Genomic DNA, 23,873 nt, shown 5'->3' on the forward strand with positions numbered 1-23,873 from the left:
TGTAAAGGAGCTGATCATATGGATTATCTTTCAAGAGAAGGTTCCCCGGTACCGCAGGAGCTTTGGAAACAAATTGACGCTGCCGTAGTGGAATCGGCGCGCCGTATTCTGGCGGGCAGAAGATTCTTACATATTTTCGGGCCTCTCGGCATCGGAGCGGACAGCATCGCGATTGACGACGCGGACAAAATCGGGGAAATCACCAAAGACGGACTGACGGTCACCGCCGGCAGAAAGCATGTGGAAATCCCCACCGTTTACGACGACGCCACCCTTTTGGCAAAAGATCTGGAAAGCAGCCGCAAATCCGGTTATCCGGTGGATTTATCCGCCGTTATGGCTTCCGCCGAGGCCTGCGCCCTGAAAGAGGACCGGCTGATTTTCTTCGGGGCCGAAGGACTGGGCTATGAAGGGCTTCTTACCGCAGCGGGAACAAACCGGATTGAAAAGAAAGACTGGTCCGAGGGAGAAAACGCGTTTACCGATATCGCCGCGGCAATCCAGCTGCTGACTTCTAAAAACGTTTACGGCGCTTATGCGCTTGCGGTCAGTCCCGACCTGTATCTGCAGATGCAGCGGATTCAGCCCGGAACGGGTTTATTGGAAATTGAGCGTGTGAAAAAGCTGCTGAACGGCAATGTTGTCAGCAGCCCTGTATTGGGAAATGACAAAGCGGTGCTCGTCTGCACCGGTCCGAGAAATATCGATCTGGTGATCGGACAGGACCTTGCAGCCGCTTATCTGGAGCAAAGGGACCTCAATCACTGCTTCCGTATTCTGGAGACCGTTCTGCTCCGCATCAAGCGCAGGCAGGCTATCGTCGTTTTTGAATGACCCGAAGCTTTGCCACCGCACGGTATCTCTTTTATTTGCTGTTTTATTTATAATAATCAAATGATGGAAATGAGGTTGTAAAAATGTCAAAAGTTGTTTTTTACCGCTGTGAGATTTGCGGCAATATGGTAGCGCTGATCAGGAGCGGCGGCGGCACACTCACCTGCTGCGGCCAGAACATGACGAAGCTGGAAGCAAACACCACCGACGCCGCGACCGAAAAGCACGTTCCGTTTATTACAAGGGAAGACGGAAAAATCAAAGTTCAGATCGGTTCCACCATTCACCCCATGCTCCCGGAGCATCATATTGAATGGATTGCGCTGGAGTCCGGCGACAGGCTGGAAATCGCCTACCTGAAGCCCGGCATGGACCCGAAGGCGGAGTTCAACGACGCCGAATCCGGCACGGTTTACGAGTACTGCAATCTTCACGGCCTTTGGAAAGCTGAATTCTAATTGATCAGATGAAAAATGGCTTTGCGGGTTTTCCGCAAAGCCATTTTTGTTATATCATCCCATTTTGGCAGGGTATTATCAATCTTCTTTCCCGTGGCCGCCGTTTTCCGGAAACAGCCCCAGGAAATCAAGGGTCGCGAAATAATCGGCCGGGGTTTCCGCGCGGCGGATGAGCTGCGCCGACCCGTCCTCTTTCAGCAGCACTTCCGCGGAACGCAGCCTGCCGTTGTAGTTGTAGCCCATGGCATGGCCGTGCGCGCCGGCGTCATGGATCATTAGAAGGTCCCCCATATCTATTTTCGGAAACATACGGTCAATGGCAAATTTGTCGTTATTCTCACACAGGCTTCCGACAATGTCGTATTTGTGGTCGCAGGGGGCGTTTTCCTTCCCCATCACCGTAATATGGTGGTATGCGCCGTACATGGCGGGGCGCAGAAGGTTGGCCGCGCAGGCGTCCACCCCGATATATTCCTTATAGATATGTTTTTCGTGGATCGCTTTCGTCACCAGACAGCCGTACGGCCCAAGCATGAAGCGTCCCAGCTCGGTGTAGATCGCCACGTCCTTCAGGCCCGCCGGAACAAGGATCTCCTCAAAGGCTTTGTGGACGCCTTCCCCGATCTTTGCGATATTGGCCGGTTTTTGTTCCGGACGGTAGGGAATTCCTACGCCGCCGGACAGATTGATAAAGGAAACAGCAACGCCCGTTTTACGGTAGATGTCGGCGGCCGTACGGAACAGGATACCGGCCAGCGTCGGGTAATACCCGTCGTCCGTCGTATTGCTGGCGAGGAAAGCGTGGATGCCGAAGCGCCTGGCCCCCAGCTCCTTCAGCTTTACAAACCCCTGCTCCAGCTGTTCGCGGGTAAAGCCGTATTTGGCTTCCCCCGGCGTGTCCATAATGGCGTTGCTGATCTGAAAGGTCCCGCCCGGATTGAAGCGGCAGCAGATGGTTTCCGGAATGCCCGCCGTGGATTTCAGAAAATCGATATGCGTAAAATCGTCCAGATTGATCAAAGCGCCAAGCTTTTTTGCCAGCACAAATTCCTCGGGCGGCGTTTCGTTGGACGAAAACATGATGTTCTGTCCGTGAAAACCCACCGCGTCGGAAAGCATCAGCTCTGTCAGCGAGGAACAGTCGACCCCGCAGCCCTCTTCCTTCATGATTTTCAAAATGACCGGGTTGGGCGTTGCCTTCACCGCAAAATACTCACGGAAGCCGCTGTTCCACGCAAAAGCCTTCTGCAGTCTGCGCACGTTTTCCCGGATCCCCTTTTCATCATAAAGATAAAACGGAGTCGGAAATTGGGCCGCGATCTTTTCAAGTTCTTCCTTATTTACGAAGGTGTTTTTCAAAACAGTTTCAGCTCCCTTTCGTTACGGTAATCAATGTGATTTCATTTTTCAGCGCCTCTTTGAAAAGCTCAACCAGATTGCGCTTTTGAGAATACAGGCAGGTGGACTCGGAACCCGCGGCGATATCGCCGGTCAAAACGCTTTTGGAATCGGCAATCAGGCGAATCTGATGCCGCTCGGTTTTCGTGTGGTACACCAGCGTGCCCTCCAGATCAAACGGAGGGTCGGTGATGATGACGACCTTCAGCCCCCGGCGCAAAGCCGAACAGAGCTGCGGCAGAAGCAAAGAAAGCGTCTGTTCGGACACGGCAAGGTAAATACGCTCTTTCGCCGCGTCGATCATGTTTTTCATTTTATCCATGATGTTGGTCTCGCCCTTGACGGTGATGTACCCCTCCCCGGCTTCCCTGCGCCTGGGCGCCGCCCCCACCAGCAGCTCCCGGTATTCCTGCATGCGCCGGATACGGTTGCTGCAGAATTCCTCGACCGGAACGGGAAGATAATGGGTGGCCGTGTCTTCCTCCACAAGGGCCGCGCCTTTTTCAACCAGACCGGCCAGCGCCGTATAGGTATTGGAACGGGATATGCCGGACGCTTTCGCGGCCTCATATCCCGTCAGTTTTCCTTCGGAGCAGAGCAGAAGATACAGGGCCGATTCCTGCCGTGTAAGATTGTAATATCCCAGCAGTTCCACCAGATCCATCGTGCCGCCCCCTGTATAGTGTTTCTCTATAGGAACACTATACGATATTTATCATCATTTGTCAATTAATATTTCTGGCCCGCCGCCTCCGCCGTCAGGTCTGAAAGATTTTTTTCAGCTTTCGCGCCGGTTTCCGGGCCTCCTTCGATCACCGTGAACTTTCTCTTTTTCAGCTGAAAAGCGCCGACCAGCTTCCTGAGCATATCCGCCTGTGCGGACAGTTCTTCGCTCGCCGCCGCGCTTTCCTCCGCCGTGGCGGAATTCGTCTGAACGACCGCGGAAACCTGATCCACGCCGGTTGTAATCTGTTCGATCGCGGCGGCCTGATCGGAAGAGGCCATATCGATTTTGACGATCGTTTCTCCCACAAGCCCCACCTTGGCCGCGATCTCATTCAGTTCTTTCGCCGTACGCCCGGCGATAGCGGTTCCGTTTTTCACGCTCTGGATGGAACCCTCGATCAGGCTGGTGGTCTGCTTGGCCGCGTTGGCGGACTTGCTTGCCAGATTCCGCACCTCGTCGGCCACCACGGCAAACCCTTTTCCGGCGCTGCCGGCCCTTGCCGCTTCCACGGCGGCGTTCAGGGCAAGGATATTGGTCTGGAACGCAATGTCGTCGATCACCTTGATGATTTTTCCGATCTCACTGGAAGTATTGCTGATTTCTTCCATGGAAGAGAGCATCTGCCGCATCTGTTCGTTGCCCTGTTCTACCTGTGCGACGGTATCTTTTACGTAACCCGCCATTACCCTGACATTATCCGCCGTCTCGCTGACTTTTCCGGAAACCTCGGTAACGGAGGCCGCCAGCTCTTCCACGGAGCTTGCCTGCTCTGTCGCGCCCTGCGCAAGCTCCTGAGAACCGTCGGAAACCTGGGCCGCTCCGCTGTTGACCTGTTCCGCAGAGGTATCGATGGCTGCGAGAGTATTGTTCAGCTCGTCGGAAATCTGCATCAGCGCCTGTTTGATCGGAGCAAAATCCCCCGCATATTCCTGTGTAATATCCGCGGTCATATCCCCCTTTGCCATACGTCCCAGCTTGTCCGAAATATCCGCGACATACAGCTTAAGGGTCCCGGCGGCCGACTGCAGCGACCGGGCAAGAGAACCGATTTCATCTCTGGAGGAATAGGTAACATCTACGTCAAGCTTTCCCTGCGCGATGCTCTCGGCGGCGACGGCCATTTCATTGACCGGCCTGCTCAACTTCCGGGCCAGCCAGAAGCCCCAGCCGCCGGAAACGAAGACTCCGAAAAGAATAATTACAATCATCATGAGCATCATCGTATCCCCAAGCTGCTGATTGGCATCGTGGTTCGCCTTTGCGTTACTGACCCGATTCTGCATGCACTGAGTGTAATTATCGGTCACCTTGATGTTGATTTCCATCAGCTTTTTCAGGTTGGTCATGGCTTCACCGATATTCTTCCGCCCGGTTTCCTGAACGATGGCTTCAAAGGTCGGCCAGAATTCCTCGTCAAACATGGTTTTCGTCTGGGCAAACAGCTCTTTCGTAGCCGCCGTCGAAATAGTCGGTTCATACTGTTCAACCGCATTGTCATATTGCTTTTTATATTTTTCGGTATTTGTGACAATGGTTTTTAGCTCTTCCTGATCGTCATAGTACAATATATAATCTCTGGACAGTCCTCTTAAACGGTCGAGATTCAAAAGGATATCCGACATAACCGGCAGCGGCGCGGTCTGCTGCTCAAAGAGCTTTGTACTGGAAGCTTCCATTTGCCGCATACTGTAAATGCCGGCGGCGCCGACAATGACCGTAATCAAGGATATCGCCAGAAACGACAGGATCAGCTTATTTGCGATTTTAAGATTTTTCATAATTTTTCTCCATTTCTCATTCTCCATGCTGGACTCTTTTTACTATTCCGCTTTGTCCGGGTCCTGTACCCGTACTACTGCTGCCGCCCGGTTCTCCTTCCCGGACGCTTTCCCTCCACAGCAATGTTCTCCCCACCTGTTTTTCGTTTCTCCCCCCTTTCCAAAACGCAGCCGGCTGCCATTCCTCCATCTATGGCGCCGGTCACATTTTTGTCTGTTTTTTCGATTCGATCCATTCCACTTCTTCTTTTTAAATTATCGTCCTGAATATCAATTATATTTATATTTTTGTTTATTATTTTTTTAATCGATCATAATATATTTGTTTTACTTATATACAGTTTACCTTTTTTTACGGCACAATTAAAATTCATAATGAAAGGAGTTGACTTCATTGAATCGAATCAAAATACTAAGAATGAAAAATAAATTGAAGCAGCAAGAGCTATCCAAAATCATCAATGTCAGCCAGGCGTCCCTCTCCGGATACGAAAGCGGAAAGTACGAACCCGACAACAAAACCCTGCTGAACCTGGCGGCTTTTTTCGGCGTAACCACGGATTATCTGCTGGGAAAGGACTCTGTTCCCGACCCGCCCGGCACCTCCAAAAAAATACCCGTGCTCCGGGGCCTCCGCGCGGAGAGGTCGGCCGAATCCGCGAAAGATGTGGTAGGATATGAGGAAATCAGCGAAGAAATGGCAAGACAGGGGGATTTTTTCGCAATCAAGATGCGGGGGGACAGTATGGAGCCGCGCATTCAGGACGGCGACACCGTGATCGTACAGATTCGCTCCGCGGTGGAAACCGGGGACATTGCGGTTGTTTCCATCAGAGGGGACGAAGCGACCATTAAAAAAATAGCAAAATATGAAAGCGGGATCACCCTGATTCCCTATAACCCCAAATATGAACTGGTCTCCTTTTCAACGGAAGATCTAACCAGGCTGCCGGTCGTCATTCTTGGCAAGGCGGTACAATTAAGAGGAAAGTGTTAGGGAATGCGGAAAAATCATATAGTAACGCCGCATTGGCCCGCAGCCGGTGCGGTATTTTATTGCCGTTCTTATAGACATCAGACATCCTTATTGAAATAGGATGTCTTTTGCGGTATAATCATGCTGAGAACATCAGAAATGCGGAGGAATCGGCAATGAAGACAAAAGAAAAAAGCCTTGCGGAAAATATCGCGGACGATATTGTCGCAAGGATCACCATTGATAAAAAATATTCGGTCGGAGACAAGCTGCCCAATGAAAACGAGCTGTCCGCCGACTTAAAGGTCAGCCGGACCACCCTGCGGGAAGCGATCCGTATTTTGGTGGCGCACAGCATATTGGAAATCCGCCGCGGAAAGGGCACCTATGTCAAAGACAATCAGGCCATGGACCGGGGAATCGACCTGAACACGCTTTCCGCTTTCCCGATGGATGTGAAGGACCTGTATGAAATGCGCCTGATCTTTGAGCCGCAGTCCGCCTACCTTGCCGCTAAAAGGGCCTCCGGCAAGGAACTGGAGCGCATTCTGCACTACGGCAGGCTGGAGGAAGACCTGATTTTAAAGAAGCAGGACCGGACGGAGATAGAACAGGCCTTTCACAAGTCCATCGCAAAGGCGACCCACAACGAATTTATGAACCGCCTGATGCCCATCCTGTATCAGGCCATCGGCAAGGGCGTGATTTTGTCCAACGCCAGAGAAGAGATCGTGCGGAACACGCTGAACGATCACCGCATGATTATGGAATTTTTATCGAAGCGGGACGCATTGGGCGCAAAGACCGCCATGGAACTGCACATTATCCACGCGATGCGCGGGTTCGGCATCACGGAGGAATAAAAAGCGGGATAAATAGTATTTTTTATTAATTGACATAAGACATCATACAATATATAATAAATTATACAACTACGGCGGCCGGAACCACCCTGCTTCGGCTCGCTGCTGTCAATCAAAGAGTGAGGTGCTTGTAAAATGAACAGTGATGCAGTAACCAAAAGCGTACCGCAGCGCGCGCTGTTTCACGCGCTGGGTTTCACCAATGAGGAATTGGAGCGTCCGATCATCGGAATCGTCAGCTCGCAGAATGAGATCGTTCCGGGGCATATGAATCTGGACAAAATCGTGGAAGCCGTCAAAACGGGCGTTTCCATAGCGGGGGGAACCCCGATCGTATTCCCGGCCATTGCGGTCTGCGACGGCCTTGCCATGGGGCACCGCGGAATGAAGTATTCACTGATTACAAGGGAGCTGATCGCCGACTCGACCGAGGCGATGGCTCTTGCACACGCCTTTGACGCGCTGGTGATGGTGCCGAACTGCGACAAGAACGTGCCCGGCCTGCTGATGGCGGCGGCGCGCCTCAACATACCCACGATCTTTGTCAGCGGCGGGCCGATGCTCGCCGGACTGGTGGACGGCCAGAAAACCAGCTTTTCCAGCGTTTCAGAAGCTTCCGGAGCGTACCGCGCCGGGAAAATCACAAAGGAAAAGCTGCTGGAATTTGAAAACAAGGTCTGCCCCACCTGCGGCTCCTGCTCCGGCATGTACACGGCAAACAGCATGAACTGCCTGACGGAGGCCCTCGGAATGGGGTTAAGGGGCAACGGGACCATCCCCGCCGTTTACTCGCAGCGCCTTCAGCTCGCCAAACACGCGGGCATGCAGATTATGGAGCTGCTGAAAAAGAACATCCGCCCCAGGGACATCATGACGGAGGACGCGTTCAAAAACGCGCTCACCATCGATATGGCGCTGGGCTGCAGCACCAACAGCATGCTGCACCTGCCGGCCATCGCGCACGAATGCGGCATCTCCATCGATCTGAACATTGCGAACGAGATCAGCGACAAAACGCCGAACCTCTGCCATCTTGCCCCGGCGGGACATACCTACATGGAGGATTTGAATATCGCGGGCGGCGTGTACGCCGTGATGAATGAGATCAGCAAGCTCGGCCTGCTCAAAACCGACCTGATGACCTGCACGGGCAAAACGGTCGGGGAAAACATTGCGGACTGCCCCGTTCTGGACTACGGCGTAATTCGCTCCGTGGAAAATCCGTACAGCAAAACCGGCGGCATCGCCGTGCTGAAAGGCAATCTGGCCCCCGACGCCTGCGTGGTCAAGCGCTCCGCGGTCGCTCCCGAAATGCTGAAGCACGAAGGCCCCGCCAGGGTGTTTGACTGTGAAGAGGACGCGATCGAGGCGATCACCTCCGGGAAAATCGTGGCGGGCGATGTCGTCGTCATCCGGTACGAAGGCCCCAAGGGCGGCCCGGGCATGAGGGAAATGCTGAATCCGACCTCCGCCATTATGGGAAGCGGTCTGGGCGGAAGCGTCGCCCTGATTACGGACGGCCGTTTCAGCGGCGCGACCAGAGGCGCGGCGATCGGGCACGTTTCACCGGAAGCCGCTGTGGGCGGAAATATCGCGCTGGTTGAGGAAGGCGACATCATCAGAATCGACATTATGGCGAACACCATCGATTTTGTTGTCAGCGACGAAGAACTGAAAAAGCGCAGGGAAAACTGGAAGCCGAGAGCTCCCCGTATCACGGAGGGCTGCCTTTCCAGATACGCCGCTTTGGTCACCTCTGCAAACAGGGGCGCCGTTCTGGAACTGAAATAAAGAACCATGCGAACTGCGGCCGTCAACGGATTAAATCCGTTGACGGCCGCTTTTGTTTCAGGCCGGAATCCCCCCGCTATCAGAATATGCGGGTAAGGGTTCCTCTGTTCCTGTATTTTCAGACTTTTTTAAACAAGGTCCAGCGTATTGATATTCAGGCGATAGGTCACGTCCTTGCGCTCCACAATCACCGTAAATTTTTCTTTCAGCTGATCGTCGTTCTCAATGTGGGAAAGCAGTTCGCGCGTGGGATTGACCGCAACCGGGTTCCCGACGAGCTGCAGCATGGAATAATCGCCGTTGGTGTCGCCGTAGGCATAGCTCAGGGACAGATCGATATTGTGCTTTTCCGCCATTTCCAGAACCGCCTTGCGCTTGCTCTGGGAATCCCACATCGGGATGATTTCCCCGTTGTAGGTACCGTTCTTTCCGACCTGATAAATGGTTCCCCGGTAATCGTCCATGCCGTACATCCGGGAAACCTCGCTGACCAGCTCGATCGGCGAACCGGAAATCGCGATGACGACATGGCCCTGCTTCTTATGCCACCGGATCCGTTCCCGCGAATAAGTATATACGCGCTCTCCCTTTTGCTCGATCACCTTTTTCGCGATATAGGCAATGTGAAAAGCGCTGGTGTTTTTGACGGTCTCCGTGTAGATATCCACCATTTTTTGCAGGTAAATATCGTAATCGCCCACGCGTTTGTCCCATCTGGTAAAAGCGGGCTCGACCTCGTTGTCCCATTTGCTGTTGTCGATCAGCTCGTATTTAATCATTTTCTTGAACATTTCGCTGATGAGACCTTCCCGGGAGATGGTCCCGTCAATATCAAAAAAAGCTGCGATTCTTTTCATGATGAATCCTCCTTTCCGAGTCCGTATCAGAATACCACAGCTCAGTCGTTCCTGATCCTTGCCATTATGTACTCGTCGGCGTACTGCCCCCGGCGGATCGCCGCCTTCCGTTTGACGCCCTCCCGCACAAAGCCCATCTTCTCATAAAGCCGGATGGCCTTCTCGTTGTCCGTGTAGACCGTAAGCTCCACCCGGACCAGCATCAGCCAGTTGTCCGCCAGGTCGAGCACGCCTTCCATCAGCTTTTGGCCCACACCCATTCCCTGATACGCTTTGTGCACCATGATGCCGATTCCCGCCGAGTGGCGCATGCGCGGGCTTGCGTAAACGTTCAGGCCCGCGCAGCCGATGACTTTTTCCTTTCCGTTTTCATCCGTTATGACCGCGACAAATTCATGGGCATTGCCGTCCATATTGGAAATGAATCGTTCATTGTTCGATACGGTTTCGGACGGAATGCCGAGAATGTTTTCCATTACTCCGCTCATGCGCCGGATTTCATTGATATCCGGCGCGTCCTTCAAACAAATCGGGCGAATGGCAAATTCCATACCAATCCCTCCTCTTTTATATTTTCAGCTTTCTATGCGGCTGAAAACGCGTTATTCTTCTATCAGCTTTATAAACTGCCCGTATCCCTGTTCTTCCATCTCCTGAAGCGGAATAAAGCGGAGGGACGCGCTGTTGATACAGTAGCGCAGGCCGCCCTGCTCCTTCGGGCCGTCGGGAAAGACATGGCCAAGGTGGGAATCCCCGTGACGGCTGCGCACCTCGGTACGCACCATGGAATGGCTGGTATCCCGGTGCTCCGTCAGGGCGCCGGCGCGGATAGGTTTCGTAAAGCTGGGCCAGCCGCAGCCCGATTCAAACTGGTCGCTGGAAACGAAAAGGGGCTCTCCGGTCACGACGTCCACATAAATACCCTTTCTGCGGTTGTCCCAGTATTCGTTGTCGAACGGCGGTTCGGTGGCGTTCTGCTGCGTGACGCGATACTGCATTTCCGTAAGGGAAGCCTTCAGCTTCTCCGGCGACGGCTTTGGGTAAGCAGCCTTCCCGGCGGGCGGGGTCTGCTCCCGCAAGGAGGAAAAGTCCACATGGCAGTAGCCGCCCGGATTCTTTTCCAGATAATCCTGGTGGTACTCCTCCGCCGGATAGTAATTTTCCAGCCGGCCGACTTCGACCGCGATCGGCGCGTTATATTTTTTCTGTTCCTTCGCGACAGATTCCCGGATCACCGGAAGATCCGCCTCATCCCGATAATAGATTCCCGTGCGGTACTGGGTGCCGATATCGTTTCCCTGACGGTTGACGCTGACAGGGTCGATGATTTTAAAATAGAAATTCAGCAGCGTCGGCAGGCCGGTCTTCTCCGGATCATAGAGAATATGGACCGTTTCCGCGTGCCCGGTGACCTTCAGGTCATGGTAGGAAGGATTCGCCGTCCTGCCGTTCGCGTAGCCGACATCCGTTTTCGCCACGCCGTAGATGCGGGCAAAATAGGCCTGTACCCCCCAGAAACATCCGCCCGCAAGCCAGATTTCCTTAAATTTTCTGTTGCTGTAATCCGTTCCGGCATTCGGGTTGGCCGGAAGGCCGGACTGTACGCCATATTTCTGCATAGGAACCTTCCTTTCGCTGTTAGGATTAAATTTCTTCTATTATAGATAGTATCAACCGATTTGGCAAGGATTTTATCTTTTTCCCGACGGGAATTCAGCTGACGAGCCGGAAGATCACCGCGTTGACGAGCACGCCGATGAATCCCCAGAAGGTGCCCAGGATGGCGCCCGCCAGCACGTCGCGCGGGTAATGCATCCCCATATACATGCGCGTGGCGCCGACCAGCGAGGCGAGCACGTAAAGCACAAGCGCCGCCGCAAAGTTGCCCTGAAAATACTGCAGAAGCATCGTCGCCATGTAAAACGCCTGACTGGTATGCCCGCTGGGAAAGGACTTTCCCCGCGCCCGGATACCCACCACACGGACATCCTCAAGATAGATAAACGGTCTGGGCCGCCGGATGACGGCTTTCATCAGTTCCACAACCAGCCACAGGGTCAGCGTACCCAGAACGAATTCATACGCAAGGTGGGCATTGACGGCAAAATAGAGGACAAGCGCGATGATCAGCGTGACAATGCCGTTCCCCAGCTCGGTAAGAAGGAGCATTGTCCGGTCCAGCCAGCGCGGGCGGGCACCGTGCCGGTTGAAAAGAGCAAACACATATGCGTCTATGCTCTGCCCCGTTGACCACACCAGAGAAAGCAGCAGCAGACAGAACACAAAGAGCATGCAGATCAGCGGCGTGTTCCCCCTGATGGTAATCCACACACTTTTCCAGAAGGTATGGGGGACAAAAATGACATAGAAGGACAGCGCGACAACAAGAACGGGTACCCAAAAGACCGGCCGGAGATGACGAATCCTGCCGATCAGCCGTTCACACTGCTGCACCCATTTGTTCTTTCTCAAATGATCGATCAGCTTCATTTCCCGTCCCCAATTGATCTTTTTGTTTTTTTCGGCTCCGGCGCTTTCGTCATCACCGCCAGTGTCCGGCGCTGCAGCTCAATATGAGCCGGCCCTTCCCCCAGCGTAATGCCGTCCGCCATCAGCTGCATGGAAGGGGCCGCTTCCATGTCCACCGTACGGGCATGGAAATGCTCAATGCCGGAATCCTCCGGCTCACTGAGTCTTGCCCCCTTGAACGCGCGGCCCAGCAGATTCAGCTTGGATAAATTGGAAAAAATCAGGACGTCCAGCAGTCCGTCCCGGAAAGCTGCCGTTCCTCCCACCTGGTAATGCCGTCCGACGTACGGCATATTGGTGACGAGGACTAAATGCCCCATCCTGACGATCTCCCGCTTTCCGTCCAGCAGGATTTTGATCTTGGAGGGCGTCAGCGACACGAGGGTGGAAAGGAAATCGCCCACCCGCTCCAGATGCCCGTGCTGGATATCGTCTCCCGCCGAAAAAATCGAAGACAGCAGGCCCGCCGAACAGATTTCCAGAAAAGAGGTGCGTCCCGCTGCGCAGTCGAGGAGCCCCATATCGATCTTGGTGCGTTCCCCGGTGCGCAGAAGGGCGATGGCGGACGGAATATCCCGCGGGATGTTCAGGCTGAGCGCCACATTATTCTGGGTGCCCGTGGGGATAATGCCCATCGTCGCGGGCAGCCCTTTCATTTCTCTGGCGACGGCGGAAACGGTGCCGTCGCCGCCGCAGACGACAAACATGTTGACGCCCTGCGCCATCGTGTCTTTTACCATCTGCGCAAAATCGCTGTCCGGCTCCGTCAAATACACCTCCGGCACGTACTTCCACTGCTGCAGCATGCTGATGATATCCATCAGCTGAACCGGGGAAGCGTTTGAAGAACCGGAGGCCGGGTTGAAAATAAGCTTGACGCGCCTGCGCCGTTTATCCGTAAAATACGTTTCTTTTTCCATCTTGATCCCGCAAAGCCCTTTCTTTCCTTAATGCCTGGGATGCGCGCGGACCGCCAGAATCGCCTGGATGACCGCCGTGACCACCTGTGCGTTGGTCTGGGGGTCGATGTCCGGCGTGGGCTGGCCCTCCTGCAAAACCATGTATTTCGTGGGAAGCTTGTTCAGCGCCATCGCGACAATGTCCTTTTTGCACCGGTCGCATTTGCAGCACTGGAAACGCGCAAGCGCCGATTCCAGCTTTTCCAGCACGATGCTTTCCATCGTATTGACAAGGATGGTCGGCTGGGTATCCATAAACGCGACGCCCACTTCGCGGCGCATAATGGTTTTGTGCTGGTTCAGCGGTTCCTCCAGCGCGGCGCGCGCGTTCTGCTCGTCGCTGAGGCCGCTCGGGCTTTCCGCGTCCTGCGAAGCCTTTGCCGTTCTGGAACCGGAGGGCATCAGCATTTTATACATCAGGTCTTTATCGATATCTTTCTTCGTCCTTGCCATCAGTCATGATTCCTCCTTCTCCAGCAGCTCATCCGTAAATTTAAGGTAATCTTTCGCAATATTGTTTTTCGGCGAGTAATCCAGAATGTTCTGCTGGATGGACTGAGCCTCGCTGATGACGACACTGCTGCGTATGTAGGAATCGAACAGCGGAATGTTCAAATCCTGTGCGATCAATTCCGCCGTACCCCGGATTTCCCTGCTCAGGAGGGTACGGGGATTGAATTTTGTCAGAAGGATTCCCGAGATGGTCAGGGACGGATTGCAGTATTTTTTGACCCGCTCAGCGGCTTCATACAGCTTTGCAATCCCCTGCAGGCTGAAAATATCCGAAAGCATCGGAACCACAATCGTATCCGACGCGGTAAACGCGTTGATGGTCAGGATGCCGAGCGCGGGCGGCGTGTCCAGAAGGATATAGTCGTAGAGGCCGAGGATCGGTTTCAATGCCTCTTTCAGCAGAAACTCGCGTCCGGTATTGGTAAATTCAAGCTCGATCCCGCTGAGCAAAATACTGGATATAATGATGTCGGCCGTATCCGATTTCTGAATGGCATACTGCGTTTTCACGTCGCCCTTCAGCACCTCATAAATAGTGGCGCAGGTTTCGGTTTCAGCGCCTACGCTGAAGCCAAGATTTCCCTGCGGGTCAAGATCGATCATCAGAACACGAAAACCCTTTCTCTTTAATCCCGCCGCCAGACTGCAGACGGTAGTCGTTTTGCCTACCCCGCCCTTCTGATTGGAAATGGAAATAATCCTGCTCATTTTCATGTCCCCTTCGTATGAAAGTCTGCAACGAAACAATTATCTCTACCATCATAGTATAATTTTACAACATTTTCAATCCTATAGGGCTTTTCCTTCACCCTTCCCGGTTCAAAAAATCGTTGATCAGGCGATAGCACTCGCGGACCTGGCGAAAAACCGGCGGAAGCGAAAAAAAGCCGTGCAGCGCACCGGGGATGCGGCGGACCTCCACTTCGTTGCCCGCTTCCTTCAGGCGCTGCCCGTAATCCTCCGCCTCATCCCGGAGCGGGTCGTATTCCGCCGTAATAATCAGCGTTTTCGGCTGGCGGCTGAAATCCTTGGAGGCCAGCGGCGCGAAATAGGGGTTTTGCAGATCCTCGTCGCCGGCCTGATACAGCTTCATATAATCGCAGATACTTTTTGAGGTCAGCAGATATTTGCTCCCGTTGTCGCGCACGGAAGCGTAGGGCGACTTTGTCGTATGGTCAAAGTAAGTGGAGGGGTAGATCAGGATCTGGCGCTCGGGCAGGAACTCGCCCCTGTCGCGCGCCATCAGGGATACGGCCGCCGCAAGGTTTCCCCCGGCGCTGTCCCCGGCCACCGTGATTTTTTCGGCGGGGATCTTTAACAGCTCCGTGTGCAGAAAAATCTCCCGCACCACACGGTAGCAGTCCTCCGGTGCGGCCGGGAAACGGTATTCCGGCGCAAGCCGGTAATCGACCGACACCACGGTGCTGCCGGTCATATTGGCCATATTCGCGCAGATCCGGTTGTAGCCGTCAATGGTTCCGGTGACCCAGCCGCTCCCGTGGAAGAAAATCAGCAGGGAATCAAGCCGGTTTTCGCCGGGAGCAAATATCCGTACGGGGATATCATGGTTTTCATAGGACACGACATGATCCCACGTCTGATAAGGCAGCTTTCCAAGATGAAATCCTCTGATACGAATGACCGCTCGGTGAAGCCTGTCGCTTTCCTTTTCTCCAATATCCGTATAGGAAAGCGCTCTTAATGCAACGCGCATCAGCCTTTTTACCGCCATTGTCCTTCGCCTTCCGATCATTCGTAATTTTCCGCCGCAATCGTATTGACAGCATTTCCAGTTGCTCCTGCAACAAGGTTGCGTTCCTCCCCCGCCTTCGGCGGGGGAGGAACGCGTTTTGTCTTGCAAACTGAAATGCGATCGCTATAGTATTGACAGCCCGGCTGCATTTTATTGACATCCGGAAACGAAAAAGCGGCATGGAATTTTCGTATTCCATGCCGCGCGGCCGTCATTCTTTATTTTTCACAGTCCGATGGATCGGAATAAAAAGCAAAACAGTCCTTGCCCTGCTTTTTCGCCTTGTAAAGCGCGCTGTCCGCTTTGGGATAAAGCTCCTGATACGTTGTTCCGTCAGCCGGATACATGGCGATGCCGATGCTGCCGGAGATGCTGTATTCCATATGGCCGTCCGCATGGGTATTGCGGAAGATGTCGCACATCGCCTCCGCCTTTTCCGCAATCAGGTCGTCGGTGGAGATATCGCGCAGAAACACGAGAAATTCGTCCCCGCCGATACGCCCGACCACATCGGAAGTACGGAACAGCTTCTGGAGCTTCGCGGAAATGTCGCAGATCACCTTGTCCCCGGCCATGTGGCCGAACTGGTCGTTGATGGATTTAAAATTGTCAATATCGATCATCATCAGCGCGTGGATTCCCGATGTATCCGCATTCGACAGATGATCCTCGATCTGGGACTGCGTGGCGGTCTTATTGTAAAGATTCGTCAGCGCGTCGCGCTGCGACTTGTCCATCAGCCTTTGCATTTCCTTTTTCTGGCTGTCGATATTATACGCCTTGCCAACCGCTTTGCTCGGCTTGCCGTAGGAGTCGTACATGATTTTCGCTTTCACGCGGTGCCAGACAGGCTGGCCTGTTTTGGTAATGAAACGGAACTCGATTTCATACTCCGTATTGCCCAGCCGGAACTCCTTCAGCAGCGTCCGGAACTGCGGCAGGTCTTCCTTGCAAATACTCTGGTTATCCAGAATATCCTTCATGAAATTCTGGATGTGCGGATACTGCCCGGTCAGAGCGGTGAAAAGCGGCGAAAAATCCATCCGGTCGGTTATGATATCGTATTCGAACATGATGTCGTCGGAAAGGTTCTCCGCGATCTGGTAACGCTCCCTTTCCACTTCCAGCTCTTCCTGCGTCTGCTTCAGCGAGGTGATATCCGTGTAAACACACTGGTAAATCACCTGATTGTTCTGGTTGACGGTGTGCGTTCCGCTCAGAGAGACCCAGATGACGCCGCCGTCTTTCCTCACCATGCGGAATTCCGCGGTAACGGGCCTGTTTTCCTCAATCTGCCTTTTCAGCAGAATCGACACAAGCTGGGCGTCTTCGGCGTGCACATTGCGGATTCCTTCTTCGCCCGGAAGCTGCGCGTATTCCTCCTTGGTATAGCCGCACAGCTTATAGAACCCGTCGCTCGCGTAGACCAGCTTCAGCCCCCCGTCGTACAGGTACTGCGCCACGCCGCCGGGGATGCTGTTTGCCAGCGTCTGCAGCTGCGTCATGATCTCATTCGCTTTTTTATGCGCCTGCTTTGACTCGGTAATATCCACAACGACGGCGTAAAATTCCCGGTATCCGTTCTCATGCGTCACAATTTTGGCCCGGTTGAGCAGCCAGCGGATATTTCCGTCCGCCGTGACGATCCGGTATTTTACCTCCGCGAAATTCTCTCTGGAAATCTGATGGTGAATGCTGCTGATGGTCTGCATACGGTCTTCTTCATAAATCATGTTGTAGAAGGAACGGTCATAGGCGCTGAGGAACTGGTCCAGGGTATATCCCAGCATTTTCAGAAGCCCGTTGCTCACAAACTGGAACTCCGCCTTTTCGTCGGCGCTGAAGCGGAACGCGCCGCCCGGCAGGTTGGCAATGAAGGTTTCCAGCTCCACCTTGGTGCTTTTCAGCTCGTCGTTCTTCCTGCGGAGCCGCTCCCTGTTCTTCCTTTCCGACAGAATAACATAAGCCGCAAACAGAATCAGCCCAATGGTAAGCTTGACCACCAACGAAACGGTATAGGTCAGAATTTTGTTGGATTTCGAGGTAACGGCGTTGATGGAAACCGTGCCGATCACATACCAGTCCTCCATACCGACCGGCGTATAGGAAACATAATACTCCCCCATATTGGAGTAATAGTGGGAACTCCCCTGCCGTCCGTTTTTCATGGCCGACTTGATCTGACTGAGAGAAGACGGATCCTCCAGTGTCAGATGCGTGTCCGTAAAAATATTCTCTTCCGTCTGCCGGGAATCCGGCGAGGCGATCACCGTTCCGTCCCCCCGGGTAAGCCAGCATTCTCCCCTTTCCCCGGAGCTCTCCGCTTTCAGCAGGCTGCTGAACGATTTTGCGGGGATGATGGCGCTGACGGTACCGGTAATTTCTCCCCCGTGCCGGACGGGCACGGCCACGACGATGCCGCGGGTACCGTCCGTCCTCAACCGGGACACCGCCGAAACGGCCGTTTTGCCGTTCAGTGCCTGCTGAAAATAAGGTCGGTCGGCGATTTGGATGGTCTGTCCCCCGGCAAGGCAGCAGGTTCCGTCAGGCAGCCCCACCCCGACCGTAACCAACTGGTCCGCTTTCTTCAGATCAACCAGCAGGTCCTTCACAGAGGTCTTGTCCAGCGCGGCATTTTCCGCGCCGATCGCCTGAGCGGCCAGTTTCATGGAGGAAATCGCGTTATTCAGCTCCATATTGACCATTTTGGCATTATGTTGGGTATCAGAAAGCAGATTTTCCTGCACTTCTTCTTCAAAAGTTCTGTTTAGCAAAAAAGAATATCTGCTGAAAGACAGAATCATAAACCCAACAAAAATAGCGATTATTAAAATTGCTGTTATGGGCGTATTGATTCTTCTTTTCACTGAAATACTCCTCCAAGACGACGAAATTTCCACCAGTGCCCGGCAGGATTACTAAAGATAATTCCATACTTATATTTATAATATCATAAAACGGATATAAAAGAAACCATTTATTTCCAATTCCCCTTAAAAAGCACGGCATATCGGTTCTTTCGAAAGATATTACGCGGATACGGTTTGGCCGATCTTTTTCGTCACGGCGCTCAGGTCTTCCCGGCGGGCCAGTTCCGGAATATTTTGATGGCAGGTGAAGAGGATGATCTGGGCGCCGCCGCCGTTTCCGGCATAATCGGCGAGGAATTTCAGGCCCTGTCCTGTCCGTTCGTCGTCGTACTGCAGAAAAACGTCGTCCAGCAGCAGCGGGAGCTTCGGGCCCTCTTCCGAAAGCAGCTCCGCAACCGCCAGCCTGAGCGCGAAATACGCCTGATCGATCGTGCCGCTGCTCAGGTACTGCCATTCGTGCGAAACCGCGTTTTCCGTGTCCTGCACGTTGATATCGAAATTCTTGGAAACGATCACATTCTGATATTTTCCGCCCGTGATGCTGTTGAAGATCCGCGCGGTTTTTTCGTTCAGAAGGGGGCCGAAGCTCTGGCGGATTTCATTGAAGGCCTCCGTGAGCGTTTCCTTTGCAAGGCTGAGGCACTGATACTCCGATTCCCTTTCCGCAATTTCTTTTTGCAGTTCCTCCGCCTCTTCTTCCAGCTCGCTGACATTCTTTTTTCCCGCGAACCGGTTTTTGATTTCGGAACCCGTCTGAATCAGTTCTTCCCTTGTTTGCTGAAGCTGCTCAAAGCATTCGGCGCTGAGGCGCCTGAGATGCTCCGCACCCTGATCGTCCAGGGGCTCCGGCATCCGCCCCGCGCAGGCGCTGAGAATCTCTTCCCGCGCTTCCCCGGCTTCCCGCTCAAGCTGTTCGGCGGGCTTCCCCTCTCCCTGCTCCTTCAGGGATTCCGACTGGCTTTCGATTTTCTGCCGCAGGGAACGGAGCTCCTCCATCCGATTTTTCAGCTCCTGCACGGCGTTCACCGCTTCCTCAAAGGAGGAGACCTGCCGGTATGCGCTGACAAAGGAAAGGAAGGCGCCGGTTTGCCCCCGCAGGCTTTCCTGCGCCTGAGTCAGGGCTTCTTTCGCCCTGTCCAGATTTTCCCGTCTCATGGCCGCCCGCGCCTGAAAGCTCCGGAACCGCATCAGCTTATCCTGAAGCTCCTCCATCGTCCGGCACCCCAGCGATTCAAGCTGAGACTGTATCCCGTCCGCAAGCGCCGCTTCCCGGGCCGTTCTCGCGTTCAGCTCCTCCCGCAGAGAGGGAAGATTGGTCCGCTGTTCCGGGCCGTCCGCCGGGAGCTCCGCGCGTTTTTCCCGCACATCCTCTGAAAGGCCGTCAAGCTTTTCATCGATAAACCCGAGTTTCAGTTCCAGCTCACGGTTCCTGCGTTCTGCTGCGGACATCTGCTCCGCCGCCATACGGCAGAGCTCCTCCGCCTGTGCGGCCGATTTCCGCAACTGCTCTTCTCTGGCCGAGGCCGCCTGCCATTCGCCGGCGGCTTCCTCTTCCGCCCGCTTTGCGGCTTCCGTTTCACGTTCCGCGGCAAGACGCACGCTTTCCAGATTTGCTTTTGCCGCCGCGGCTTCGGCTTCGTCCACGACCGTCGTGGCCACGGCTCTGGTTCTGGCTTTCCCAACGGAGAGAACCGCCGCCACTCCGGCGAGAGCCAAACCGGCAAAGCAGGCGGGTGACAGAGCGACACCCAGCGCAACCGACGCAGCGGCGATCAGAATCGCCCCGATCAGCAGCCCTTTCCTGATTTCACGACCGGCATTTTCGTTGATCGTTACCTGCCGGGGAGTGCCGGCCTGTTTCAGCCGCTCCTGCGCCGTTTCTATTTTTTGCGCGGAAAGGGACCGTACGGATTTCAAATGCTGCCCGGCGGCCTGATACGCAGTATTTGCGCTTTCCCTGCGCTGCCCGGCGAGCGCATGCTCTTCCTTTTTCCGGTCGAAGTCCTCCCGGCAGGCCTGGCAGGTCCGCCGCCTTTCCTCCAGCTCCAGAGAAGCCTCTTTGCAGGCGTTTTCCTGCCCTTGCTTCTGCTGTATCTGCTCCTGCAGCGCTTTTTCCGCTTCCGCCAGAGCCGACCGTTTTTTCTCTGTTTCGGCGGCGGCGCGGACGGCTTCCCGAAGGGCAAGGATATCCTGCTGCAGCTTCGCACGCTCCTGCTCCCGTTTTTTTACCTCCTCCGGCACCTCCGGTGAAATTTCCTCGACCGGCTCGGCCGGGTCCTCCTGCTCCAGGGTACGGACATTTCTGTTCCTCTCCTCCAGAAGCTGCTGAAGGGACCGGACCTGAGTGATCCTCTTCTCCGCGTTTTGAACGAATTCCTCGTCAAAAACAATATCGCCCGAAGTAAGGAGATCGGATTTCTCCCCGTATTCTTTGACCTGCGCGTCGAGTTCCTTTTGCTTCTGAACGATTTTGTCCAGATTCTGAAGCTGGACGAGCTTTTCCTGCAAAGCGGACCGGGCTGTGGAATGCTGATATTCCTTTTCCAAAGCTTCTTTCTTCCCGTTCAGCCCGGCGTACCGGCGCTCCATCCGCTTTTTTTCTTCCTCGTCCGCCAGAGCCGCCGCCCGTTCCTGAGCAAGCCGTTCCTGCTGCTGATAGCCTTTATCCAGCACGCCGATTCTGCCGCTTTTGGATTTCAGCTCGTTCATGGCGGCCTGCAGACGGGTTTCCACCCGTTTCTGCGACACGCTTTCATCCCCGGTGGAAACCAGGTTCAGCAGCCTCTGGGTGATTTCATCGTCCCTGTCCGCACCGGCCATGCTCCCGGCCTGCCCGATGAAGACGCTTTTCTCAAACGCCGCGGCCCCGATTCCAAAAAAGCGCTGGCCAAGGTCGGTGCCGCTGGCGATCTTCTCTTTTTCCCCGGTCGCCGTATTCCACAGGCTGATTTTATCCGTCGCGTTGGACGCGCCGAACAGCCTTTCCAGCCGATAGACGGTCCCGTTGTCCTCAAATTCGAGGAATCCCGACATTTTGGCCCCGTCCCACGGCTGATATTTTTTCCGCATATTTTTGGAAAGGTCGCCGCTCCTGCCCTCGGAACCGTAAAACATCATTCTGATAAACGCCATGACGGTGCTTTTTCCGTCCTCGTTATTTCCGTAGAGGATTTGGAAGCCGTCCGTCAGATCGAGCGTATACTCTCTCAGCTTGCCGAAGTGTCCAATATAAATTTTGTTAATTTTCATTCAGCTTTACCTCGCTGTCAAACGCTTTTAAACCGATATCGAGCGCACGCCGGAGTTGTTCCTTCTGCGCTTCGCCCGCCGCGGCGCCGAGCTTTTCCAGCATGCGCCGGACAAAAATCCCCTTTAGGGAGGTTTCCTTGGGCAGCGCGTTCAGATCGGCCTTCAAACGCGTCTCGTCCCTGAGCTTCACAAAGTACAGCTCGCTTTCCAGCCTTGCCGCAATCGCAACGCAGTCCGGCGAAAAGGAAGCGTCGAGCGCGCCCTCCAGAATGATTTTATAAAGATTTTCCGCATACGTATCCCCAAACTGCTGCTGCAGCGTGTGAAGGACGACGGCAGCCGCCTCGCTGTTGGCCGAGACCCCGCCGATATCGACGCGAACCTCTAAATTTTTCCTTCGACACACCGGGCGGAAAGCGAGGTCAAGCCTGTCCCTGCTCACGGTGCCGATATAGACGCCCTTTTCCCCCAGCTCGTCGAACCCCCTGCCCTCCGGACAGCCGCAGTAGGCGTAAGCGGTCCTTCCGCTGCGCAGGATTTCGGTGCGCATATGAATATGGCCGAGCGCAAGGTAATCCATGCCGCTGAAACGGATTCGGGAAGGGGTGATCGGGTTGTAATTGCTTGACTGGTTCTCGGCGACCAGGTCCCCGTGCAGGACGCAGATATTCAGCAGGTCGCCCCGGGGCGCGCCGATTTCGCCCAGCAAGGGTTCCGTGACATACGTTCCCGTAAATCCCGCGCCCCACACGCGCACGCCCTTCCCGGGCAGCTCAAAGCAGTCGAAGCCGGACTGAAAAATATGTACGTTTGCCGGCCAGTCCGGGTCGGCGTACGGGGAATCCAGAGAAACATAGTCGTGGTTTCCCGGCGCAACGGCGACCGCCGTTTCGGGAATTTCGGACAGCGCCCTTTTGACGGAACGGACCGTCGCGGCGTCCGTACCGGAGCTTTCAAAAAAATCCCCGGCGATCAGGAGCAGCTCCACGCCTTCCTCTTTGCAGAGGGAGACGATCCTGTCAAACGTCATCAGCATTTCTTCCCTGCGCTGGCCCGCTTTGCTTCCCAGCGAGGTAAGCTCCGCACCGAGGTGCAGGTCGGCACAGTGCAGTATTTTGATTTTATTCATTCCTTTACGCCCCCGGACAATCTTCTTTTAATTGTTTCCATTATATCAAAATCAGCAGGGGAAAGCAATTGCCGTACGGCTCCACAGACAGAGCAAAAGGCCCGTAAAACAGACGAAAAGGGCCGCCCGGGATCTTCCCCGGCCGGCCCTTTTGGTCTTCGCTTTTAGCGGATTTCTATTCTGTGGCTTTCGGGCACCACGGTTTCCACCTTCGGCATGCTCAGCTCCAGAATTCCGTCCTTGTACTCCGCGGAGATTTCATTGGCTTTGACATCGGAGATATCAAAGCTGCGGGAAAACGCGCCGTACCTGCGCTCCTTGCGAATGTAATTTTCCTTTTTCTCCTCGGTCTCATCCTTGTGCTCCGCGCTGACGGTCAGCCTGTCGCCCTCGATATCAATCTTGATATCTTCCTTCTTGAAGCCCGGCAGCTCCGCCTTCAGCAAATACTTGTCGCCATTATCGATCACATCCGTACGGAAAGCGGAAAAGCTCTGCGACAGATCGCCGAAGAAGTTTTTCTCCAGATTGTCGAAATAGCTGAACAAGTTGTTTTCCCTGCGTCCAAACGGCATTAAATCAAACATCATCAAAACCTCCATATATTGATTTTGTTCTCCGGAAGCCTTACTTCCTTTAACAATTCTTACTATATCCAATGATTGTGAAAAATAATCATATAAAATATGACCAAATTATTAATTTTAGCACTCTCGTTGTTAGAGTGCTAAAATTAATCAAAATTTCCGATTGGAACGGGGAAAATCCTGTTTCAGGAAAAAGAAAGACCGGCCCTCGGGCGACACGAAATCACCGAAAGGCCGGTCCTGACGGAGGAAGGATCAATCGGGGAACACAACTGCCAGAAACATTTTGAACGGCTGGGAAGCATAGACCGCGTGGGGCGTTTTCGCGGGCATGACGATGGTCTGTCCGGCTTTGAGAAGATGCTTTTCGGAACCGATGGTAATTTCGCCCTCTCCGTCCAGCGCAATGACCATCGCGTCGCCGTTCGACTCGTGGGAGCTGATCTCCTCCCCCTGGTCAAAAGCGAACAGCGTCAGGCTGACCGCCGGGTTCTGCGCCAGCGTCTTGCTGACGACCTGGCCCGGCTGATAGGTTACCAGCTCCGCCAGAGTGAGCGCGGTTGAAAAATCGATATTTTTAATATAATTTTTTTGCATACGGT

22 protein-coding genes are annotated in these 23,873 nt (G+C 54.2%); 5 read left to right on the plus strand and 17 right to left on the minus strand.

Annotated elements, in window-relative coordinates; translation table 11 throughout:
• The first annotated feature begins 18 nt into the window (after nucleotides 1–18).
• Nucleotides 19–834, plus strand: a complete 816-nt coding sequence (locus VXK30_RS12615; protein ID WP_275716506.1) for a family 1 encapsulin nanocompartment shell protein — start codon at nucleotides 19–21, stop codon at nucleotides 832–834.
• 83 nt (nucleotides 835–917) lie between these two features.
• On the plus strand, nucleotides 918–1,292 hold the full coding sequence (locus VXK30_RS12620) for a desulfoferrodoxin family protein (protein ID WP_275716504.1): 375 nt from the start codon (nucleotides 918–920) through the stop codon (nucleotides 1,290–1,292).
• Nucleotides 1,293–1,370: 78 nt separating this feature from the next.
• Here VXK30_RS12620 and VXK30_RS12625 read toward each other — a convergent pair whose 3' ends face one another.
• The 4 genes from VXK30_RS12625 to VXK30_RS12640 form a co-directional block, all read right to left on the minus strand.
• Nucleotides 1,371–2,651, minus strand: coding sequence for a diaminopimelate decarboxylase (locus VXK30_RS12625; RefSeq protein ID WP_275716502.1), 1,281 nt, complete (start codon nucleotides 2,649–2,651; stop codon nucleotides 1,371–1,373).
• A 7-nt stretch (nucleotides 2,652–2,658) separates the two neighbouring features.
• Nucleotides 2,659–3,354, minus strand: coding sequence for a TrmB family transcriptional regulator (locus VXK30_RS12630; protein ID WP_275716500.1), 696 nt, complete (start codon nucleotides 3,352–3,354; stop codon nucleotides 2,659–2,661).
• A 65-nt stretch (nucleotides 3,355–3,419) separates the two neighbouring features.
• Complete coding sequence (locus VXK30_RS12635; protein WP_275716498.1) at nucleotides 3,420–5,195, minus strand: methyl-accepting chemotaxis protein; 1,776 nt, start codon at nucleotides 5,193–5,195, stop codon at nucleotides 3,420–3,422.
• Nucleotides 5,196–5,269: 74 nt separating this feature from the next.
• Nucleotides 5,270–5,431: a hypothetical protein gene (locus VXK30_RS12640; protein WP_275716496.1), complete on the minus strand. Its 162-nt coding sequence runs from the start codon at nucleotides 5,429–5,431 to the stop codon at nucleotides 5,270–5,272.
• 158 nt (nucleotides 5,432–5,589) lie between these two features.
• Between VXK30_RS12640 and VXK30_RS12645 the strand changes: the two genes are divergently transcribed.
• From VXK30_RS12645 to ilvD, 3 genes are all read left to right on the plus strand, one after another.
• Nucleotides 5,590–6,192, plus strand: a complete 603-nt coding sequence (locus tag VXK30_RS12645; protein ID WP_275716494.1) for a LexA family protein — start codon at nucleotides 5,590–5,592, stop codon at nucleotides 6,190–6,192.
• A gap of 155 nt (nucleotides 6,193–6,347) precedes the next feature.
• Nucleotides 6,348–7,034 carry a FadR/GntR family transcriptional regulator gene (locus VXK30_RS12650; RefSeq protein ID WP_275716492.1) on the plus strand — a complete coding sequence of 229 codons (687 nt, stop codon included), beginning with the start codon at nucleotides 6,348–6,350 and terminating at the stop codon, nucleotides 7,032–7,034.
• Between the two features lie 135 nt (nucleotides 7,035–7,169).
• Complete coding sequence (gene ilvD, locus VXK30_RS12655) at nucleotides 7,170–8,825, plus strand: dihydroxy-acid dehydratase (protein ID WP_275716490.1); 1,656 nt, start codon at nucleotides 7,170–7,172, stop codon at nucleotides 8,823–8,825.
• Between the two features lie 128 nt (nucleotides 8,826–8,953).
• Here ilvD and VXK30_RS12660 read toward each other — a convergent pair whose 3' ends face one another.
• The 13 genes from VXK30_RS12660 to VXK30_RS12720 all read right to left on the minus strand — a co-directional run bounded on the left by VXK30_RS12660 (nucleotide 8,954) and on the right by VXK30_RS12720 (nucleotide 23,868).
• The gene (locus VXK30_RS12660; protein ID WP_275716488.1) at nucleotides 8,954–9,682 is read right to left on the minus strand and encodes an HAD family hydrolase; all 729 of its coding nucleotides are present in this window, start codon (nucleotides 9,680–9,682) and stop codon (nucleotides 8,954–8,956) included.
• Nucleotides 9,683–9,723: 41 nt separating this feature from the next.
• Complete coding sequence (locus VXK30_RS12665; protein WP_275716486.1) at nucleotides 9,724–10,233, minus strand: GNAT family N-acetyltransferase; 510 nt, start codon at nucleotides 10,231–10,233, stop codon at nucleotides 9,724–9,726.
• Between the two features lie 51 nt (nucleotides 10,234–10,284).
• Nucleotides 10,285–11,301 carry a peptide-methionine (R)-S-oxide reductase MsrB gene (msrB, locus tag VXK30_RS12670; protein ID WP_275716484.1) on the minus strand — a complete coding sequence of 339 codons (1,017 nt, stop codon included), beginning with the start codon at nucleotides 11,299–11,301 and terminating at the stop codon, nucleotides 10,285–10,287.
• Nucleotides 11,302–11,395: 94 nt separating this feature from the next.
• Nucleotides 11,396–12,172 (minus strand): phosphatase PAP2 family protein, encoded by a 777-nt coding sequence (locus tag VXK30_RS12675; RefSeq protein ID WP_275716482.1) that lies wholly within the window; start codon nucleotides 12,170–12,172, stop codon nucleotides 11,396–11,398.
• Complete coding sequence (locus tag VXK30_RS12680) at nucleotides 12,169–13,131, minus strand: diacylglycerol/lipid kinase family protein (protein ID WP_275716480.1); 963 nt, start codon at nucleotides 13,129–13,131, stop codon at nucleotides 12,169–12,171. Before VXK30_RS12680 ends, VXK30_RS12675 begins: the two co-directional genes overlap by 4 nt.
• Nucleotides 13,132–13,158: 27 nt before the next feature.
• Nucleotides 13,159–13,623, minus strand: coding sequence for a late competence development ComFB family protein (locus VXK30_RS12685; protein WP_275716478.1), 465 nt, complete (start codon nucleotides 13,621–13,623; stop codon nucleotides 13,159–13,161).
• 3 nt (nucleotides 13,624–13,626) lie between these two features.
• Nucleotides 13,627–14,391 (minus strand): ParA family protein, encoded by a 765-nt coding sequence (locus tag VXK30_RS12690; protein ID WP_275716475.1) that lies wholly within the window; start codon nucleotides 14,389–14,391, stop codon nucleotides 13,627–13,629.
• 97 nt (nucleotides 14,392–14,488) lie between these two features.
• Nucleotides 14,489–15,415 (minus strand): alpha/beta hydrolase, encoded by a 927-nt coding sequence (locus VXK30_RS12695; RefSeq protein WP_275716473.1) that lies wholly within the window; start codon nucleotides 15,413–15,415, stop codon nucleotides 14,489–14,491.
• Between the two features lie 239 nt (nucleotides 15,416–15,654).
• Nucleotides 15,655–18,210, minus strand: coding sequence for a diguanylate cyclase domain-containing protein (locus VXK30_RS12700; protein ID WP_275716471.1), 2,556 nt, complete (start codon nucleotides 18,208–18,210; stop codon nucleotides 15,655–15,657).
• 255 nt (nucleotides 18,211–18,465) lie between these two features.
• Nucleotides 18,466–21,555, minus strand: coding sequence for an AAA family ATPase (locus VXK30_RS12705; RefSeq protein WP_275716469.1), 3,090 nt, complete (start codon nucleotides 21,553–21,555; stop codon nucleotides 18,466–18,468).
• Complete coding sequence (locus VXK30_RS12710) at nucleotides 21,545–22,684, minus strand: metallophosphoesterase family protein (protein WP_275716467.1); 1,140 nt, start codon at nucleotides 22,682–22,684, stop codon at nucleotides 21,545–21,547. Before VXK30_RS12710 ends, VXK30_RS12705 begins: the two co-directional genes overlap by 11 nt.
• A gap of 164 nt (nucleotides 22,685–22,848) precedes the next feature.
• The gene (locus VXK30_RS12715; protein ID WP_275716465.1) at nucleotides 22,849–23,274 is read right to left on the minus strand and encodes an Hsp20/alpha crystallin family protein; all 426 of its coding nucleotides are present in this window, start codon (nucleotides 23,272–23,274) and stop codon (nucleotides 22,849–22,851) included.
• Between the two features lie 252 nt (nucleotides 23,275–23,526).
• Nucleotides 23,527–23,868, minus strand: coding sequence for a cupin domain-containing protein (locus VXK30_RS12720; RefSeq protein WP_275716463.1), 342 nt, complete (start codon nucleotides 23,866–23,868; stop codon nucleotides 23,527–23,529).
• Between the last annotated feature and the right edge of the window lie 5 nt (nucleotides 23,869–23,873).

Source organism: Caproiciproducens sp. CPB-2 (assembly GCF_036287215.1).
Classification (GTDB): Bacteria; Bacillota; Clostridia; order Oscillospirales; family Acutalibacteraceae; genus Caproiciproducens.